At 40.6% G+C, this 16,936-nt stretch carries 13 protein-coding genes; 9 read left to right on the top strand and 4 right to left on the bottom strand.

Features of this window, described 5'->3' with window-relative positions; translation table 11 throughout:
* Positions 1–17: 17 nt before the first annotated feature.
* The 4 genes from FIU21_RS06805 to FIU21_RS06820 form a co-directional block, all read right to left on the bottom strand.
* Positions 18–1,250 (bottom strand): IS4 family transposase, encoded by a 1,233-nt coding sequence (locus tag FIU21_RS06805; RefSeq protein WP_172891336.1) that lies wholly within the window; start codon positions 1,248–1,250, stop codon positions 18–20.
* 568 nt (positions 1,251–1,818) lie between these two features.
* Complete coding sequence (locus tag FIU21_RS06810; protein ID WP_004360522.1) at positions 1,819–2,748, bottom strand: cation diffusion facilitator family transporter; 930 nt, start codon at positions 2,746–2,748, stop codon at positions 1,819–1,821.
* A gap of 34 nt (positions 2,749–2,782) precedes the next feature.
* Positions 2,783–3,604, bottom strand: coding sequence for a hypothetical protein (locus FIU21_RS06815; protein WP_004360523.1), 822 nt, complete (start codon positions 3,602–3,604; stop codon positions 2,783–2,785).
* 145 nt (positions 3,605–3,749) lie between these two features.
* Positions 3,750–4,019 (bottom strand): hypothetical protein, encoded by a 270-nt coding sequence (locus FIU21_RS06820; protein ID WP_036886439.1) that lies wholly within the window; start codon positions 4,017–4,019, stop codon positions 3,750–3,752.
* 247 nt (positions 4,020–4,266) lie between these two features.
* Here FIU21_RS06820 and FIU21_RS06825 point away from each other — a divergent pair, with 247 nt between their 5' ends.
* From FIU21_RS06825 to FIU21_RS06865, 9 genes are all read left to right on the top strand, one after another.
* Positions 4,267–8,016, top strand: coding sequence for a DUF4922 domain-containing protein (locus FIU21_RS06825; RefSeq protein ID WP_172891337.1), 3,750 nt, complete (start codon positions 4,267–4,269; stop codon positions 8,014–8,016).
* Positions 8,017–8,027: 11 nt separating this feature from the next.
* Entirely contained in the window at positions 8,028–9,341 is a 1,314-nt protein-coding gene (locus tag FIU21_RS06830; protein WP_004360526.1) for an MFS transporter, read from the top strand.
* A 133-nt stretch (positions 9,342–9,474) separates the two neighbouring features.
* Positions 9,475–10,374, top strand: a complete 900-nt coding sequence (locus tag FIU21_RS06835) for a M48 family metallopeptidase (RefSeq protein WP_036886418.1) — start codon at positions 9,475–9,477, stop codon at positions 10,372–10,374.
* A gap of 596 nt (positions 10,375–10,970) precedes the next feature.
* Positions 10,971–11,420, top strand: coding sequence for an NfeD family protein (locus FIU21_RS06840; RefSeq protein ID WP_004360528.1), 450 nt, complete (start codon positions 10,971–10,973; stop codon positions 11,418–11,420).
* Positions 11,421–11,523: 103 nt separating this feature from the next.
* On the top strand, positions 11,524–12,471 hold the full coding sequence (locus FIU21_RS06845) for an SPFH domain-containing protein (protein WP_013263822.1): 948 nt from the start codon (positions 11,524–11,526) through the stop codon (positions 12,469–12,471).
* A 116-nt stretch (positions 12,472–12,587) separates the two neighbouring features.
* The gene (locus tag FIU21_RS06850) at positions 12,588–13,712 is read left to right on the top strand and encodes a UDP-N-acetyl glucosamine 2-epimerase (RefSeq protein WP_004360530.1); all 1,125 of its coding nucleotides are present in this window, start codon (positions 12,588–12,590) and stop codon (positions 13,710–13,712) included.
* 515 nt (positions 13,713–14,227) lie between these two features.
* Positions 14,228–15,592, top strand: a complete 1,365-nt coding sequence (locus FIU21_RS06855; protein ID WP_004360531.1) for an MATE family efflux transporter — start codon at positions 14,228–14,230, stop codon at positions 15,590–15,592.
* Positions 15,589–16,152 (top strand): AraC family transcriptional regulator, encoded by a 564-nt coding sequence (locus FIU21_RS06860; RefSeq protein ID WP_004360532.1) that lies wholly within the window; start codon positions 15,589–15,591, stop codon positions 16,150–16,152. The genes FIU21_RS06855 and FIU21_RS06860 overlap by 4 nt, the downstream gene beginning before the upstream one ends.
* 566 nt (positions 16,153–16,718) lie before the next feature.
* Positions 16,719–16,931 (top strand): heavy-metal-associated domain-containing protein, encoded by a 213-nt coding sequence (locus FIU21_RS06865; protein ID WP_004360533.1) that lies wholly within the window; start codon positions 16,719–16,721, stop codon positions 16,929–16,931.
* Positions 16,932–16,936: the final 5 nt, after the last annotated feature.

The following is a 16,936-nucleotide window of genomic DNA, read 5'->3' on the forward strand; positions in this document are numbered from 1 at the left end:
TTCAAATTCCAAGCCCCCTAGAATAATGACAACTCTTCTGGTGGGGCTTTTACTTGGGTAATCAATCTATCCCAGTCTCTATGTGGCTGCTCAAAGAAACTTTGTATTGCGACATAACTCATAAGTAAAATTCTTATCATTGTTGCCAAGCCTGAGAAGCTCCAAGGTCTCTTTATTTTGTTCTTCACTAGGGTTATAAGCAGATTGGCTATAAGCGTAATCCATATTTGTATTTTTATAGCATTCGCACTCTCTCCATAGAAGTATCTTAGCGGGAAATTCTGTTTTATTTGTTTAAATAAGGTTTCTATTTGCCATCGTCTCTTATAGATAGCTATAATATCTTCTACCGACATCTGAAAATCATTGGTCAGCAGTGATATGAATCTGATTTTCCCTTTCTTGGTCTTATCCTGATATGTGATTTTTCTTGCTTTATGGTAAATATCTTTTTCCTTTGTATGCTTATGGAAGAGAATGGTTTCTACGCGTACAACTCCATAATCTGTAGTCATCTGGTAATCCGTATCAGCAATCCTTTCAAAGCTAAGATTATTTTTCATCTTAGTTACATATATAACGCCTCTTTGAGTCAGTTCAGAGAACTTTTCATAGTTTATATAGGCTCTGTCAAAAGCAATCAGTTCCTCATTGGCGTATCGTTCTGGGATAAGTGCAAATTGATCATGACTAGCTGCAGATGTGAACTTGATATCGCTTGGAACATTCTCATTGGCAAATATCTCTGTATGTACTTTTATTCCACCCTTCTTCTTACCAGTTTTGGGATTACGTCCTACTCCTTTAAAGACCAGGTTAGAAAACAGACTGATTGTCGTAGAATCTATTATCTTTAGATTCTTCAGCCATTTGGGCTGTCCACAATTTCGGCTGTCCGAGTAAAGTTCATGGCGATATTTCTCATATAAGTTCATATAGATCGAACCGAATATCTCGGAATCTCGGCGTTTGTTTGCATCTGACAAGGTACTTCGACAAGGAAAATGCTTTAAACCAAGATGATTAAAGCGATTAACATTAGCAAAGAGAGAGGCCTTTATCTCACGCAGAGAGTCTAAACGCATCATTACTGCATAAAGCATGACGACAAGATGATGCCATGCATCAAACTTCTTTATATAGTGTTCACCTCCCTGAGCTTGGCTCAGAGAGAGAATTTTATCACGATTAAAATAGTTTAACAGTTGAACATATAGTGGCTGTCCGATAAAATGTGTACTTTTGTTCATCTTATTTCATTGTTTTATTTTGACAACTACAAAGGAAATAAGAAGGGCTGAATGTGCAAAACAATCAGCCCGTTTTTTTTATTATTCTGAATTAAAAAGATATGAACGCAAAAAAAGTTTTATCGGACACCAATAATTCTATTATTATCCTCCGATACAGAAAACCTTTTCACCTTTCTACTTAAAAAACGCAGGTAGGAGTTTGAAAAATCATTACATGTTTCCAAACAAAAGCTCTATAGATAACGGTAAAAAGATGTCAAAAAGGTGTGTTTGTAACTTACAGGTAGTCAGTTAGTTGTAAAGTAATGTAGCGAGCGGTGCCTAATTGGACTTCAAAAGGGCGTTAGTTAGCCCTCAAAAGGGCACCTATTGCAAGTCAATTAGGCGTCTTTTAGAAGCCAAAAGGGCATGTCTTGGATTTGAACTATACGAAAATAGTTTACAAATATCGCTTTGTAAGGGAGATAGATTGATTGTAGAAGACGAATAGGCATAGTAACAGGAATTACTTTCTCTTGTGTCCAGCACTCCCCTCTCTCTTGGAGAGGGGTTGGGGGAGAGGTTTTTAATAATCCTCCTTATATTTATCTGTCTCAATATAGATATAAATTTTGTAGTCTGGGAAGGCTGCCCGCATATTCTTCTCAATGTCATTAACCAACTGAGGAACTTGTGCTTCGTATTCGCTTTTAATATCAATCTTTGCAGTGACAAGAATGTCTGTAGGACCGAGATGAATGGTCTTGACGTTGATGAGGCGGTCGATTTCTGTTCTGTTGAATGTCTCTTTGATACGTGTCAGGTCCTTCTGTGTGACACTCTCACCAATAAGTAGACTGTAGAATTCACGTGAGAGGAAAAGAGCTGCTGCACAGAGGAGTACACCAATCAGTACACCCGATAGGGCATCATAGAATGGATTACCTGTGAGGTGGGTCAGAAGTGTACCTCCTAAGGCTATCAGTAGACCAACGACAGCACAACTATCTTCTGCAAAGATGATGAGAATTTCGCTGTGACGGCTCTCTCGTAGGAAACGATAAAGTGAAAGATTGTCCTTATTCAGTTCCTTAATCTCCTTGAAGGCAACCCTTAGACTGACAGTTTCTACTAAGAGTCCGAAGGCCAGAATACCAATGACGAGCCATGTGTTCTCCAAGCTGTGTTCTGGGTGAAATAACTTCTCTGCTGCTTCCATGATACCTAATGCACCACCAGCGAAGAATAGCATCATTGCAACAACCAAGCTATAGAAATACTTAGCACGTGCCTGTCCGAATGGATGTTTATCTGATATCTTCGCTGTTGACTGTCGGTTGCCTACTAACAGTAGTATTTCATTGCCACAATCTACGATACTATGGATAGACTCATTCAACATTGCAGCTGAGCCAGACACAGCAAAACCAACAAACTTTGATATCGCTACCAAGATGTTTGCACCTAAGGCAGCGATAACACTCATCATTCCTTCACTTTTCTTTTCCTTTTCCATATCCTGTTTTAAACTTTTTGATATTGGTATATATTTACCAGATGTATTCTGTAACGTACTTACTATTTTCCTCTTTGTTATTTTTATTTAGTGTTGTCACCACTTCTTCAATGCGGGTGGGACGTCCTTCCTTATCATACTCCGTTGTCAGTTGCGACTTGAAATTGAAGTCTTTATCTTTTGAACTAAAGCTATAGCTGCTAATATCTCCTTTCGGAATAACACCCATATAGCCCAAGGTGATGAAGGGGATGGGTATTCTTATACCACTACCAAACATCCAAAAGTAATAGAGGTTATGGTAGTTCGTTTTCTCTCCAGTATCTCTGTATGTGATATTTAATGATTTGTCAGGTAATATCTTCTCTCCCTTCCATTGGAGGATGTTGGTTTGTCTCCCACAGAGTGTGTTAGGTGTGTCACGACAAACGAGTCTTCGCTTATTGTCGTAGGTGTATGTATAATAGCCGGGAGTGTTATTCGCTTCTACGATAAGTCCGTTCTTAACTATATAATAGCCATCAAGGAGTTCGTCTAACTGGTCTTTAATATGCGTCTTATGAATGTGAATGGTATCACCAGCATAGGAGTAAGTGTAATCATCCAAGCTGTCTGTACCCACACGCTCTATGATGAGCTGCCCTTTTTGGTTACAATAATAGGTGATAGTGTCCTTACTCCTCTCCGCTTTCGATGTTACGTCTTTGATAATCGTCAGATAACGATGCAGTTGTTCTCCGTGATAAGTTATCTCTTCTGCTATTCCAGAAGGGACAGACGAACATGAGAAAAACAAACTAACAACTATGATAGCTAATAAGAGCAGTCTGATGTCTTTGTATAAGTCTTTCTTCATTTGTTCTTGATGGTTAAGGAGTTTGTTTATATATGCGGAGTTCTGCAATGTTGAATAGGAGATAGTGAGTAGCAGTAAGGGACAAATACTTCTCTTTTAGAGGGAAAACGAGCTTGTTCAAGTCTTGTTCTTCGTACAGTTAGCCTTACTTCTTCGCAGCCTTCTGTGCCTCTTTCACCATCTTTAGACGTTCCTCGTAGATGGGGCGCCACTTGTTGATCATTGCTTGAAGGTCTTTACTTCTCTGCTCCAATTCACGGTATTCGTCTGTATCTGTTTCGTTGTTCTGACTCTTCATTAGCATCTGTTGCAGCATTAGTTTCTGTTGTTCATCAGCCTTTTGAAGCTGTGCACCAAGCTTTTCAAGATTCTCCATAAACGCTAATGCACGGTCAATATGATTTTCTTTTTCCATCTTTTGACTATCTTTTAATGTCTTTTTTCTGCGTACAAAGTTACAGAAAAAGTTCAGTATCACCACTGCTTCCAAATTATTTTCACGAAGAAAAGAATTTCTTTTCATGAAAAAAAATATTTTTCTTCACGTAAATAAATTTTTCTTTTCATGAAAATAATTCGCAGTTGGTTGTTTTCTTTGTAATCTTCGTGTGTAAGACGGGATTTTATAGTATCTTTGCAAGTAGATAAAAGAACACATTTAGATGGAAAAGAAGAAACAGATAGATTGCTTTCTACCGTATAGCACAACTGCAATGATGGAGTCACTTGCTGCGCAGTTGTACGAGTTAGGTGTGGTAAAGAATATATATACGTTAGCTGCAGATGTCCTACCTACAGAGGCATTGCCTCTGTACACCCATCAGCTGCAGACAGGTGGTTTGCTTTCCCTTGCTACTATGCGCCTTATAGCGACTACAGCAACAGCCGATTATGCCCTGCTTTATTTGAAGCAAGGACCTATCACGTTAGGTTATCATGCGCTTGAGCGTATGCTGCAAGTAGCTGAGGAAACTGGTGCGGGAATGGTTTATGCTGACCATTACTCTGTGAAAGTTGGCAAGACGGTGAGGCATCCTGTTACAGCCTATCAGTTGGGCAGCATCCGTGATGACTTTGATTTTGGTTCTGTCGTACTTCTCAAGACTGGGTATCTGAAGGAGTATGCAACAAGAGAGGTGGAAAAGGACTATCAGTTTGCTGGTTGGTACGACCTTCGTCTATTCTTAAGTCGTAAGGGAGAACTCTTCCATCTGAATGAATATCTCTATACGGAGGAGGAAGACGACCTACGTGCAAGTGGCGAGAAGCAGTTTGATTATGTGAATCCACGCAACCGTGAGGTACAGATTGAGATGGAGCAGGTGGCTACAGCACATCTCTCTGCTATCAATGCCTTGGTAGATACAACGCAATATGCACAGCCAGACTTCTCTGCTGAGGCTTTCCCTGTGGAGGTGTCGGTGGTGATTCCTGTCTTTAATCGTGAGAAGACAGTACGCGATGCGGTTGTATCAGCACTCTCACAGAAGACAGACTTCCCTTTTAATGTCATCGTTGTCGACAACCATTCGACAGACGGAACGACGGAGATTCTCTCTACTTTGGCTGCTGATGAGCGTCTTGTGCATCTTATTCCTACACGCACAGACCTCGGTATAGGTGGCTGTTGGAACTATGCTATCAATGATGCGCATTGCGGTCGCTTTGCTGTTCAGTTGGATAGTGATGATCTTTATTCCTCAGAAAATACTTTGCAGACCATTGTCGATGCTTTCCACGAACAGAAAGCAGCGATGATAGTAGGCTCTTATCGTATGTGTGACTTTGATCTTAACACCCTTCCACCAGGTTTGATTAGCCATAATGAGTGGACGGAAGATAATGGTTGCAACAACGCCCTACGTATTAATGGGCTCGGTGCACCACGTGCTTTCTTCACTCCTTTGGTTCGTCAGCATCAATTCCCTAATACAAGTTATGGCGAAGACTATGCTATGGGCTTGGCTTTCAGTCGTCGTTTCCGTATCGGACGAATCTATGATGAACTTTATCTCTGCCGTCGTTGGGGTGGAAACAGTGATGCCGTACTGAGCATTGATAAGGTTAATGCCAACAATCATTATAAAGATCAGCTGCGTACAGTTGAGATTTTAGCACGTCAGAAACAGAATCAAGATAGAGAGAAAGGGCTAACTGATTTTTTTCATAACCAGCTGAACCAATGGAAAGACGTTGCAAAACGTTTTGAAGAGTTGAAGGGTGTGCAGACGCGTGAGGTGGGTTCAGCCCTTGCGCAATTCAATCCTGCACGCTTGGTGAGTACAGGTGCGAAGATTGATAAGGCTACACTGGCTAAGCGTCCTTGCTTCCTTTGTGAGAAGAATCGTCCAAAAGAACAGATTGTTCTGCCTTTTGGAAACGACTTCGATATCCTTGTCAATCCTTTCCCAATCCTTCCAGTACATTTTACGATACCTTCTCGTCATCATCAACAGCAGGCAATAGCGGATAATTACGTACAGATACATCGCTTGCTAAGAGCTTATCCGCAGCTGATGGTATTCTATAATGGACCGAAGTGTGGGGCGAGTGCACCTGATCATCTCCACTTTCAGGCAGGAACAAGTGGTATTCTCCCTTTACAACGTGACTGGCAGTGGCTTTATGCGACCTCTGTTCCGCTCTTAAAACTGAATGATGTGGAGGGAATCTACGAGATAAAAGACTATATCTGTCCCGTTTTAGCTATCGTGAGTCATACAGAGAAGCACGATGTTGAGCTCTTCAGCCGTTTATATGAGGCACTTCCAATGAAGGAAGATGAAACTGAGCCGATGATGAATATCGTGGCTTGGCGCAGTGGGGAGGCATTTATTTCAGTTGTATTCCCACGTGAAAAGCATCGTCCTGATTGTTATTCTGCTGACGGAGAGGCACAGTGTCTGGTTAGTCCAGGTAGCTTGGATATGGCAGGGTTGATGATATTGCCTCGTCAGATCGACTTCGAAGGGATGACAGCAGAGCGTGCTAAGGACGTTTTACAAGAGGTTTCACTGTCAGATGAGGCAATGAATGAAGTCGTGAAGCGTCTTCGCAATAAGGCAGTTGACCTCGCTTTCGATGATTGGAAGTACGAACCGATTGTCTCAGTAGGTATCGTTAGCGGCGACGAAATACGTTTCCAGCTGAATGGTACTTATACAATAGGAAACAAAGAGGTGACTGGTAAGCAGATTGTAAAGTCCAAAGATGGACAGATTCTGTGGAATTCTACGGTCTATCAAGAACTTTGCTTCACCCCGCAAAATGATGATATATCCTTTACTTTAGAGGATGTTACTATCGGAGTAGACTTCCATTGGGAGCGCAAAGAGGCACAAACCTTCCTCGGAAAGCTACGTTTTGTTGTCGATGGAGATAAGCTCTGGGCTATTAATGAACTACCTGTAGAACGTTATTTAGCAAGTGTTATCTCAAGTGAGATGAGTGCTACCTCTTCATTAGAGCTTTTGAAGGCACATGCTGTAATCTCTCGCAGTTGGCTTTTGGTACAGATGAGAAGACGAAAAGCTATCGAAATGGGTGTTCAGACAGCATCTGCACCTGTAAAAGTGTCGGATGAAGAAGGTGTGGTTTGGTATGATAGTGATGCTCACACACTGTTTGATGTCTGCGCAGACGACCATTGTCAACGCTATCAGGGTATTACAAAAGCAACAAGTCCGCATGTTGAAGAGGCTATTAAGGCTACACGTGGTCAGTTGTTGATGAATGGTAAGGGAATATGTGATGCCCGTTTCAGTAAGTGCTGTGGTGGTGTTTCAGAAGAGTATGAGTACTGTTGGGACAATAACCATAAGCCTTATTTACTCTCGATAGTGGATAATGCACCTTTAGGAACAGCTCCTACAATTGACCTCACGGATGAGGCGGTGGCGAGGGAGTGGATTCTTTCTTCGCCAGAGGCGTTCTGTAACACAAAAGATGCGACAGTCTTGGGTCAGGTACTTAATAACTATGACCAAGAAACACAAGACTTTTATCGCTGGACAGTAGACTTCACGCAGTCAGAACTTGCTGAACTAATCCGTCGTAAGAGTGGTCTTGATTTCGGAGAGATTATTGACCTCCAACCTTTAGAGCGCGGTAAGAGTGGTCGTATTACGCGTTTGAAGATTGTAGGAACGAAGCTCACACGTATTATCGGTAAGGAATTAGAGATAAGACGCACGTTAAGTGAGAGTCATCTCTACAGTTCTGCTTTCGTGGTAGAACGTAGTGAGATTGTGAATGACATCCCACAGCACTTCCGTCTTGTTGGTGCAGGGTGGGGACATGGTGTTGGTTTGTGTCAGATTGGTGCTGCTGTGATGGGCGAGAAAGGCTATCAATATGACGAAATCCTCCATCATTATTATCAGACAGCAGCTATTGAAGCACAATACAAATAAAGCATACGAAGATGCACGAGGAACAGAAGATAATCAATGGAATTCCTATTGTAGACCAGTGGCGTAGCTATTGGCTCTGGCTTCCTACGCTCTATTTGACACGTGGACTACCGTATGTTATCTTGTTGATGACTTCATTAGTCTATTTCAACAGAATGGGCTTGTCGAATGGTTCTATCACACTGACGACATCGTGGTTAATACTGCCCTTTATCCTCCGACCTTTGTTAGGTAGATTGGTCGTTGGCTATTGGAGTAAGTATGCATGGGTAATTCTGACAGAGTTTGTTATGGCACTGAGTCTTGGTGGATTGGCGTTTATGGCATCATCTGTTGATTGGTTTGAGTGGACAGTCTTCTTCTTAATGATAATCGCAACGATGGCTGCCTTACATGATGTGGCTATCGAAAGACTGTATAAGCGTGAAACGGTCTTGCATAATCGTCCTGCTTTTATTGGTACGCGTGCCATTTCTTATATGCTTTCTATCATCGTGGGAATGGCTATCCCTGTTACAATAGCAGGAAACTTAGAGGTCATTTATAGGACGGTAGCCCCTTCATGGGCAACTATTTTTAGAGTTCTGTCAGTCTTATTGACCTGTTTGATGCTACTTCATGCTATCATACTTCCCAAAGATAATATTCATGCGAACCTCCCTATATGGACAGGGGTGACACGTCAATGGTGGCATGATGTCAAGGCTGCCTTTGTCCGCCATCCTCATTATGTGGCAAACTTGTGTTTCCTTTTTGCCTTTCTCATACCCGAAGGGATGTTTTTTAGAATAGCACCACTCTTTTTGATAGACCCAGGAAGTAATGCAGGATTGGCTCTTTCACCACAGGAGTTAGGATTAGTCTTGGGAACAGTGGGTACGTTCTCGTTAATTGGAGGAAGTGCCTTAGGTGCTAATTTGGTACGTCGTGACGGCTTGAAGCGTTGGTTGTGGCTGTTTGTTATAGCCTTGACCTTGCCAAAGTTTGTCTTTGTTTATCTCAGTTATTACTTTGTCTCCACCTTATCAATTATCAATTTGTGTGTGATTATCGAACAGTTTGGAGCAGGTTTGGGATTAACGTTTTATGTTGTATGGCTCGCTCATTGTACAAAAGGGGAGCACTCCACATTTACTTATTCAATAGGTACGGCAATAACAGCCTTCTCGTTGGTGATGACAGGATGGTTTACAGGTTTCTTGCAGGAGTATGTAGGCTATCGTCTATTCTTCCTTCTTGTGGCAATGTTGGGTGTTATCAGTTTTATAGTGACCTACTTTCTCCCTGTAACAAAGGAGATAGGAAAACGAAAAAGGATGGTTTAAATCCATTTAAAACGACGGTTCTGATGTTTTGTTTTCAGCCGTTAACCTTTATAAAAAGGTCATGATTTTATTTGTACCTCACGAAAAATGTTGTACTTTCGCAAGTAGATAGTTATAAAAAACAGTAAATAAAATGAAGATTAAGTATTTCTTAATGGCAGCTGTTGTCGCTTTGATGACAGCCTGTGGTACGGCTTCAAAGGTTCCTTTGACGGGTCGTACACATCGTATCAGTATTTCTGATGCGCAGCTTCTTAGCCTCAGTAATCAGGAATATACAAAGTTTATGGCATCAGCAAAACGTTCTACTGATGCAAAGAATACTGCTATGGTTCAGCGTGTAGGTCGCAACCTTGCCAATGCGGTGGAGACTTACTTACGTAATAATGGTTATGCTAATGAGATTAATAACTTCAAGTGGGAGTTTAATCTCGTTCAAGACAAGCAGGCTAACGCCTTTTGTATGCCTGGAGGTAAGATTGTTGTTTACGAAGGATTATTGCCTTACACACAGAATGAGGCAAGTTTGGCAATCGTTTTAGGTCATGAGATTGCGCATGCTGTAGCTAAGCACAGTGCTGAGCAGATTACAAAGCAGATGAATCAGCAGATGGGAACCAATATATTGGGTACTGTCTTGAACTCTACTGTTGGTAGTGGAGTAGGCGATATCGCTTCACAGGTAGCGGGAGGATACTTCTCTTTCCGTAACTTGAAGTACAGTCGTGATAATGAAAGTGAAGCTGACTACATGGGATTTATCTTTGCTGCGATGGCTGGGTATGATCCTGCAAATGCCGTAACATTCTGGCAACGAATGGCTGCAGCAACGAATAGCAATCGTTCTGAGATTCTGAGCGACCACCCTTCTGATGCTCGTCGTATTGAGAATATCAAGAAGTGGCTGCCAGAAGCAGAGAAATATTATCGTGGTCGTGGCTCTAATCGTGTCTCTTCTGCGGGATATTCACAGTCGTCTGGGACGTTACATATAGGCGGTTCTTCGTCTTCTAAACGCTCAAATAGGCGTTGATAAAGTTGATTAACTATCATTTATGATATCTTCTTACGGCTATTTGCTTTTTCAAGAGCGAAAGCAAATAGCCGTAATTTTTATATGATTATTACTGTTTGATAAAAAACGAAATGACATTCTTTTGTATGTGGAACTCCTCTCAAATTAACATAATCATATAAGGCTTGGAAAAATAAAACTCTTCAGACCAAATATCTGTCTTTGTTTTTTGCTTGAATAGCTTACTTTTGACGGCTGATTAACCCCATTTTTATAGTATATTATAAGCTGATGAGTACTCCGCACCATTGGTGCGAAGCACTAACACGACATGTGCTAAGCATTAACACGTCATGAGCTAAGCACGAATACGTTGGTTGGATATACAAAGATGCGAGCATAATGGTCATCATATTGAATATCAAAAGCCACTAACGGCTAACTTATACGAAATGTTTATTAGGCGTTATGATTTGTATTATATTGTCATCTTGTAAAGAAATACTTTTCTGATAGTTGGTGAGTAGCTGTTAAAGTGTTATTTTTTTTGTGAAAGATTTGATGGAATCATCTTTTATTATTATCTTTACAAACGAAATTAAACCTTTAAAGCTATGATGGATTATCTGATACAAAACCTGTGGTTAACATGGTTATTAGTAGGTCTTGTTTGTCTGATTTTAGAGATGATGAACGGAGATTTCTACATTATGTGTTTTGCAATAGGCAGTTTCTGTGCTTCACTTGCTTCTGCATTTACGGATAGCATAGTTGTTCACGTGATAGTCTTTGTCATTTTCTCGGTATTGAGTATATTCTTAGTACGACCGATTGCACTTAAATATCTTCATCAAGGTGCAGATAACAGACTTAGCAATGCTGATGCGTTGATTGGTCGTGAGGGAAAGGTAACAGATACGATTGAGGCTGGTGGATACGGCAGAGTAAAGGTAGACGGTGACTCATGGAAGGCACAGTCTGTTGATGGAATGGAAATCGATTCGGGTGCTGCTGTGCGTATTTTACGACTTGACTCTATTATCGCAACGGTCGAACGTTGTTAAACAGTAATCTGAAAATAATTAAATAACAAATAATAACCTTCGGTTTCTTGCCCCATTAAGATAACAAAATACTTAGGGTGAGGAATTAAAAACTTTAATGCTTATGGATATAATAGCTTATGTGCTGATTGCATTTGTTGTGTTAGCACTCGTTTTTGCTAAGATGTCAATCGTGATTATCTCACAGAGTGAGACAAAGATTATCGAACGTCTTGGTAAGTATTACGCAACCCTTCAACCGGGTATCAACATCATTATTCCTTTCATTGATCATGCAAAGGATATTGTGGCATTGCGTGCTGGACGTTATACCTATACAAACTCAATTGACTTGCGTGAGCAGGTGTACGACTTTGATCGCCAGAATGTGATTACAAAGGATAATATTCAGATGCAGATAAATGCACTGCTTTATTTCCAAATCATCGATCCATTTAAGGCTGTGTATGAGATTAATAACTTGCCAAATGCTATTGAGAAGTTGACACAGACTACACTTCGTAATATCATTGGTGAGATGGAACTTGACCAAACACTGACTTCTCGTGATACGATTAATACTAAATTGCGTGCCGTTCTTGATGATGCTACAAATAAGTGGGGTATCAAGGTTAATCGCGTTGAGCTTCAGGATATTACTCCTCCAGCAAGTGTTTCTGAAGCAATGGAGAAGCAGATGCAAGCAGAACGTAATAAGCGTGCAACAATTCTTACCAGTGAAGGACAAAAGCAGTCGGCTATCCTCCAGTCTGAAGGTGAGAAGCAGGCAGCCATTAACCGTGCTGAAGCTAACAAGCAGCAACAGATTCTCATTGCAGAAGGTGAGGCACAAGCTCGCATTCGTAAGGCTGAGGCTGAGGCTATTGCCATTCAGAAGATTACAGATGCTGTTGGTCAGAGTACGAATCCAGCAAACTATCTTATTGCACAGAAGTACATTCAGATGCTTACAGAACTCGCACAGAATAACAATCAGAAGACTGTTTATCTCCCATTTGAGGCAAGTAATCTCATGGGTTCTATCGGTGGAATTAAGGATATGTTTAAGTAAGGCTTCTTTTAAGCATCGCTTTTGCTGCGAATAATTAAATATAAACACTAAAATAGATGACTACTCCGTAAGCTTCTCTTGCTATAAAGGAACTTACGGAGTGGGTCTTTGAAGAAATGAAAAAACTTTGTATCTTTTGTGGTGCACGTCCTAACTTTATAAAGGTAGCACCAATCATCAGGGTAATCAATAGACTTTCTGAGGAGAATAGTTCTCATAAGGTTTCTTATTCATTGGTTTATGCAGGTAGTGAGAATGATCCTACACTCGAAGATCAGCTCTTTGATAATCTCTCTATTCGCAGGCCAGATGTTTATCTTGGTGTTGAATGTGAGAACTTGAATGAACTTACAGGTCAGGTGATGTCTAAGTTTGAGAAGTATCTACAAGAGAATCCATCTGATGTGGTTATCGTTGTGGACGATCTTGCTTCTACAATGGCGGCTGCTATTGTGACAAAGAAGCAGGCAATCACCCTTGCGCATATTGCAGCTGGTACTCGTTCATTTGATATAACGATGCCTAAGGAAATCAATCGCTTGGTAATTGACGGTCTTTCTGATATACTTTTTACAGCCGGATTTAGCAACAATAGCATTGCTAACAAGGAAGGAGCAGAGTTGTCAAAGGTTTATATGGTGGGTAATATTCTCATTGATAATATCCGCTATGACCGTGAGCGTATTGAGGGTATGAGGCTTTCGGATATTGACGAGTTGGCAGGTTTACCTTTGAAAGAGGGTAACTATCTTGTCTTTACATTGAACCGTAAGGCGTTGTTGGCTGATCAAGACAATCTTGAACGAATGTTACACGTGTTGAGTGAGACAGCAGGTGATACCCCTATCATTGCTCCTCTACGCGACTCAGCAGTGCAGGTTATCATGGCACTTAGCTTGAAGAAGAACATCAAACTCCATAACCTCCATATCGTAAAACCATTGGGTTATCTTGAATTTGCTTATCTTACAGCTCATGCTAAGGGTATCATTACTGACTCAGGTAATGTTGCAGAGGAGGCAACATTCAATGGTGTACCATGTATTACGCTTAATAGCTATACTGAACACATTGAAACTGCAAAGGTAGGTTCAAACGTTTTGGTTGGTGAAGACCCAGAACTGCTCCGTTCTTCATTGAGCGATATGGTTGCAGGAACATGGAAGAAGTGTGGTGTACCTGAGCGTTGGGATGGCCGTTCAGCTGAACGTGTTGTTCAAATCCTACTCGAACGTCATTAATTCGCATTTATATTGAGAGTGGCTTTAACGCTCTTAATGTAGGGACAGATATTCTTGTTGTTCGCTATTATTATAGAATAGTCGGACAATAGAGGATATCTGTCCTTATTGTTTCTATAGGATAAAAGTGCAAAAGACTAAATGTTGCTTTTATGTATGCAGTATTAAGTAATTAGGTTAGTAAGAGATTGCGCGGTAATTAGTGCTTAGCACTATTGGTGTTTACCACCAGCACGATATGTGCGGAGTACTAACACGTCGGCTGAGGGTGGGAGGGTAGGGATGTTACGGTTATCATTACAAATATAGTATGACGTTAATGTTTGTCTAATATTGTAATTGTTTGCCAGACAGATGTATTTCTTAATCCATGAATCTTTCCTTGCCAGTAATCATAATTATGATTTGTGAATTATAAATTATGAATTAAAGAAGTAATCATAATTATGGATTTTAGATTTTGAATTCTGAATTATTTAGTACCTTTGCATGAGTCTTTTAAATGGCAAAAGTTTATGCATGGACATACAGATAATTATACCTTCCTAACGCAAGCACCAGTTCATCGAGTCATTGTCACGATGGCTATACCGACTATTATCTCAATGCTTGTGACGGGATTATATAATATTGCCGACACGTTCTTTGTTGGTAAGATTGATACACAAGCAACTGCAGCAGTGGGAATAGTGTTCTCTCTAATGTTTTTTGTGCAAGCAATGGGCTTTTTCTTTGGGCATGGTTCGGGCAATTATATCTCTCGTGAGTTGGGCGCACGTCGCCATGAGAACGCTGTGAAAATGGCTTCAACAGGTTTTTTTAGCTCGTTCTTTTTCGGATTAGTTATCCTTATTCTTGGCGAGATATTCCTCACTCCACTTTCCTTGATGCTTGGTAGTACAGCTACCATCCTTCCTTACACAGAAGACTATATGCAAGTCATCCTACTTGGCGCACCTTTCTTGACCTCATCACTTACCTTGAACAACCAGATGCGATTGCAGGGAAACGCCAAGTTTGCTATGTTTGGAATCGTTACGGGAGCTATGTTAAACGTAATTCTTGACCCAATCCTCATCTTTACTTGCGGTTTGGGTGTTAGCGGTGCTGCGTGGGCAACAGTGATAGGACAGGCTGTGTCCTTCGTTATTCTTTTCTTAATGACGCGCAGAGGAGAGAATATAGCCATTCATTTTCGTAATTTCTCACCCTCATTACAGCGTTATAAGGAGATATTCTATGGTGGCAGTCCTTCCATGATGAGGCAGGGATTGGCTTGTATTGCCACAATGTCCTTAAACTTAGCAGCAGGTGTTTATGGCGATTCGGCTATTGCAGCGATGAGTATTGTTGGGCGTATTGCCATGCTTTCCTTTGCTGTTGTCATCGGATTGGGACAAGGATTTCAGCCAGTCTGTGGCTTCTGCTATGGTGCAGGCTTATATGACAGGTTGAAGGAAGCCTATAAGTTTACTGTAACTATTGGTACGATTTTTCTTATCGTGTTAGCTATTATTGGCTGGATGATAAGCGGAACGTTGATAGGTGTCTTCCGTGATGACCCCGAGGTGATTGCTATTGGTGTTGTAGCCTTGCGATGGCAGCTTTGTGTTTTTCCTGTTAATGCTCTTATTTTGGCAAGCAATATGCTTGCTCAGACCTGCCGTAAGCCGTGGCGTGCGAACTTTTTGGCAGCAGCCCGACAAGGTTTGTTCTTTATTCCGCTGATATTTATTCTTCCATCTTATTTTGGGCTGTTAGGTGTTGAGATGTGCCAAGCCGTCAGTGACGTACTCTCTTTCACGCTTACAGTACCTATTGTTATTTATACCTTCCGTGAGTTTACACGTGAAGCAGCAGCAAAGAAAACAACAGTATGAGTACACTTTATATTAAGAATATGGTTTGTGATCGCTGTAAAATGGCTGTTAGCCAAACTTTGCAGCAGGTCGGACTACACCCCCAAAAAGTTGAATTAGGTGAGGTTAGTATTGAGGAAGACCCTTCTTCTGTCCAACTTTCTACCCTTCGGACAGCCCTTAAAGAGCTTGGTTTCGAACTTCTTGACGATCGTCGTCAGCAAACCATCGATCACATCAAGTCTGCTTTAATCAGACTTGTACATTACCATGATAATCAAAGTTCAACTAATCTTAGTGATTATCTGTCATCTGAACTTCGTCAAGACTATAGTGCGCTTTCAAAACTCTTCTCTGAGGTCGAAGGAAAGACTATCGAAAGATATTATATTGAGTTGCGTATAGAGCGAGTGAAAGAGTTCATTCGTTATGATGAGTTGACTTTGACGCAGATAGCGCTTCGTATGAATTACTCTTCTGTGGCTTATCTTTCCAGCCAGTTTAAGTCTGTAACTGGCATGACTCCCAGTCAGTTCAAGGGAATGAAAGATAATCTTCGAACACCTTTGGATAAACTTTAGACTGCTATTTACAATGTTAAGTCTACTGCTTATAGGTGGAATATAATTTTTGTTCTTACTGTCGGGATGGAAAATAGACAGATGTTAGGAGGAGAGTGAGCATATGTTTAATGATGCAAAGAAGAATGTTTTGTTGTAATATTTTACTTGTCATATTTTAATAAAGCACTAATAGCGTTTCAATTGGGCCTTAATTGGCTTCTTAAAGACGCCCTTTAGGAAGCGAACTAACGCCCTTTTGCACTCGTGTTAAGCACCTTTTGAAATGCGATTTTGTAACTAATTGATTTGCTGTTGGTTATAAACTCGACTTTTATATCTATCTTTTAGCATTATTCTAAGGCTTTAGTTCGAAATTATGTAATAATTTTTCAACATCTGGATAATGATATTTCAGACTCTTTTCTTACCATGTTATGAATGAACCTCTTGTAGAACCGATGCGAGAAGTTATAATCTTTATCCATAATTCTATAAGACATGATAGATAATATATGTGTAACTTTGCAAACGATAAGAAGAAAATAGAATAGTAATCACATAATATTAATAGAAAGGAAAGACTTATGAAAAAGAATGTTTATGCAGTAAGTGGTATGAAGTGTGTACATTGTAAGGCAAATGTTGAGAATGCCTTAAAAGCACTCAATGGTGTAGTGTCTGCTGAAGCTAATCTTGAAGATGCTAATGTCACAGTAGAATATGACGAAAGTAAGGTTAATCCTTCTGAAATCAAGGAAGCTGTAGACAATAGCGGACGCTATGAGTTGAGTTTGTAACAGCT

The sequence above is a fragment of the Prevotella melaninogenica genome, from assembly GCF_013267595.1.
GTDB lineage: Bacteria > Bacteroidota > Bacteroidia > Bacteroidales > Bacteroidaceae > Prevotella > Prevotella melaninogenica_D.